We start from the raw sequence: 3,176 nt of genomic DNA, 5'->3' as shown, positions 1-3,176 counted from the left end.
CGCTTTGGTTTCTCTACCCGATTTTGACCCGAATATGCCAGCTGGTGCCCTTGAAGAGGGGCGGATAAATCGAATTACAGCAGGTAAATTTGAACTCGGTTCGACCTTGAAGCCAATTACCGCCGCCGCTGCGCTCGATTCTGGTTTGGTGCAGATTACTGATAAGTTTGATGCGACGAAACCAGTACAATTTGGCCGATTTAGAATTGGCGATTTTCACGCCAAAAAACGTGTTCTTAGTTTGCCAGAAGTGATCAAATACTCATCAAACATTGGCACAATAAAAATGATGCAGGCGTTGGGTAAAGAGCGTTTCCGCGCGTTTTTAGCCAACGTTGGTATGGATGGTTCGCCGGTCATCGAATTGCCTGAAAAGACGCAAAGCCAGATTAAAGATAAGTTCTCTGAAGTTGGGGCTGCCACAGCCTCCTTTGGGCACGGGCTTTCTATCACGCCGCTGCAACTTCTTACTGCCTATGCAGCACTAGTAAATGGTGGTGATTTTATTGCGCCAACATTGCTGCCACGGGACCGAATTGCTGCGCTTGCGAACAGCAAAAGGGTTATTAATGAACGCACTAGCGATCAAATTCGCTATTTGCTGCGCTTAAACGCGATCGAGGGATCGGGCCGCAAAGCTGCGCCGGATGGCTATCGCGTTGGTGGTAAAACCGGAACCGCTGAGAAGGTGGTGGATGGCAAATACTCCGACGACAAACTTCTAAATGTTTTTGCCTCGGCATTTCCAATGGATGCACCGCAATATGCGATGGTCATCTTGGTGGATGAGCCGAAAAAAGAAGATGAACGCAGTGGTCATACTGCTGCTTGGAACGCCGGCGCTGTGACGGGCCGGATCATTGAAAGGGTTGCACCAATGCTAAGAATTGTGCCTAATCTTGATCCAGAACTCGATGCACAACTTGTACCAGTAGAATTACGATAAGGGACACATAATGGGACATTCCCTCAAAATGTTGTTAGATGGTGCGAGTGCCGCACAAGATTTCCACGATTTGGATGTCGCTGGCATTACCTCACATTCGCAAAAAGTGGCGAAGGGGTTTGCATTCTTCGCGCTACCAGGCGTTAAAATGCATGGCAACGAATTTGTGCGCGATGTGGTGCGATTGGGCGCTGCAGCCATCATCACAGACCGGGGACTAGACTTTGACGCTGGTGTGCCAGTTTACCTTGTGAACGATGTACGTGCGTGTTTTGCGCGGGCTGCGCGACGTGTTTGTGATCCACAACCTGAGGTTGCGGTTGCGGTAACGGGGACAAACGGCAAAACATCTGTCGTTTCGTTCATCCGTCAGATTTGGGAAATGAACGATATTCGAGGAGCAAGCGTTGGCACTTTGGGCATTACGGTGGAGGGACACACAACCGGTGGGGAACTGACGACACCGGGGGCAATGAGCCTTCACCAAACCTTGCAACAACTCAAAAGCGCTAATATCGATCATGTCGCCATGGAGGCCTCAAGCCACGGACTTGATCAACGTCGTCTAGACGGCATGGAATTCAAAGTAGTTGGGTTTACCAATCTTTCGCGGGATCATTTGGATTACCATGAAACGATGGAAGCCTATCACGATGCCAAGTTGCGGTTGTTCAAAGAATTGATGGTTGCTGGTGGTACCTGCGTTATCAACATGGACGATGAAGAAGCAACGCCCTTTATGTTCGCAGGATTGGAACGTGAGGCAACGGTGATCACTGTTGGGGAAAATGGCGCATATTTTGAAGTGACCAAGATTGAGCCTGAAGGCTATGGTCAGCGTGTGACTGGTCGTCTGGTGGGTGAAGAGGCTGCATTCTATTTGCCGCTTGCTGGTAAGTTTCAGGTGACCAACGCTTTGGTGGCCTTTGCGATGGCTGTTTCTACTGGGATCGACAAAGATGATGCGCTCGAAAGTCTTTCAAAACTTGAAGGGGCAAAAGGGCGTTTGGAGCTTGTCGCAGAACACAATGGGGCTGCGATTTTTGTGGACTACGCGCACACGCCTGCCGCGCTGGAAACTGCCTTGCAGGCACTTCGTCCATTCGCCAAAGAGCGATTGATCTCTGTGTTTGGCTGTGGAGGTGATCGAGACAAGGGCAAGCGCGGTCCAATGGGCGCGGCTGCGGTCAAAAACTCTGACATCGCAGTTTTGACGGACGACAATCCAAGGACGGAAGACCCGGCAACAATTCGGGCAGAGGTATTGGCAGACAATCCAAGTTTGGTTCAAGTCGCTGGGCGAGGTGACGCCATTCAGCATGCCATCTCCTTGCTTGGTCCAGGCGACGTTTTGCTGGTTGCGGGCAAAGGCCACGAAGACTATCAAATCATTGGTGAAACCAAGCACCACTTCTCTGATCATGAAGTTGTTTTGAAGGCGGTTGGTGCTTGAGCCATGCCTTTGTGGACACTAAATGAGATTGTTGCAGCCACAGGCGGCAAGGCTTTGGCATGCAAGCTTGATGCATTTGGTGGCGTTTCAATCGATTCTCGGGATTTGTCAGTTGGTGATCTGTTCGTCGCGATTGCGGGGGACCGATTTGACGGACATGACTTTGTTGAAGCAGCCATCAAAAATGGTGCTGGCGCGGCACTTGTTGGCGCTATTTGGGCGAAGAAAGCTCCTAAAGACTTACCTCTGATTGTTGTTGACGACCCATTGATTGGGCTTGAACATTTGGCAAGAGCCGCGCGGGCGCGCACGGATGCCAAAGTGGTCGCTGTAACTGGTAGTGTGGGGAAAACCTCTACCAAGGAAGCGATCAGGCTGGTTTTAGAAGCAGCCGGGCACACGCATGCGTCAATCAAATCGTTCAATAACCACTGGGGTGTGCCTTTGATGTTGGCTCGCATGCCCGCGGATACACAATATGCTGTGTTTGAGGTGGGTATGAACCATGCCAATGAAATAGACAACGCCGTCTCTTTGGCGGCCCAAAAATTAAAACAAGCGGGCGTACATTTATTAAACCAAGGCGTTCTCTTACGGAATGTAAATGATACGGCGAGTGCTCAAGTAAACTTAAGTGAAACACTCTTTAAACATGGAATATTACCCTATTACATGTTTTTGTTTGATCCTGTTGAAGGGGCGGCACATTTTGATGTCTCTATAGAAAAGGCGCAAAAACTAATGGGGGAAGTTGCAGCGGCACTGCCTGGGTATCTA

3 protein-coding genes are annotated in these 3,176 nt (G+C 50.0%); all 3 read left to right on the top strand.

Translation table 11 applies throughout. The features are described 5' to 3' along the window. Positions 1–946, top strand: a 946-nt coding sequence (locus Q0231_RS09920) for a penicillin-binding transpeptidase domain-containing protein (RefSeq protein ID WP_299347511.1), incomplete at its 5' end; no start/stop codon positions are given. 10 nt (positions 947–956) lie between these two features. Continuing rightward, positions 957–2,399 (top strand): UDP-N-acetylmuramoyl-L-alanyl-D-glutamate--2,6-diaminopimelate ligase, encoded by a 1,443-nt coding sequence (locus Q0231_RS09915; protein ID WP_299347509.1) that lies wholly within the window; start codon positions 957–959, stop codon positions 2,397–2,399. Positions 2,400–2,402: 3 nt separating this feature from the next. Continuing rightward, a partial coding sequence (locus tag Q0231_RS09910; protein WP_299347507.1) for a Mur ligase family protein occupies positions 2,403–3,176 on the top strand: 774 nt, incomplete at its 3' end.

It is taken from the genome of uncultured Maritalea sp. (assembly GCF_937139385.1).
GTDB classification, from domain to species: Bacteria; Pseudomonadota; Alphaproteobacteria; order Rhizobiales; family Devosiaceae; genus Maritalea; species Maritalea porphyrae_A.
This window is presented reverse-complemented; position numbering and strand designations above follow the sequence as displayed.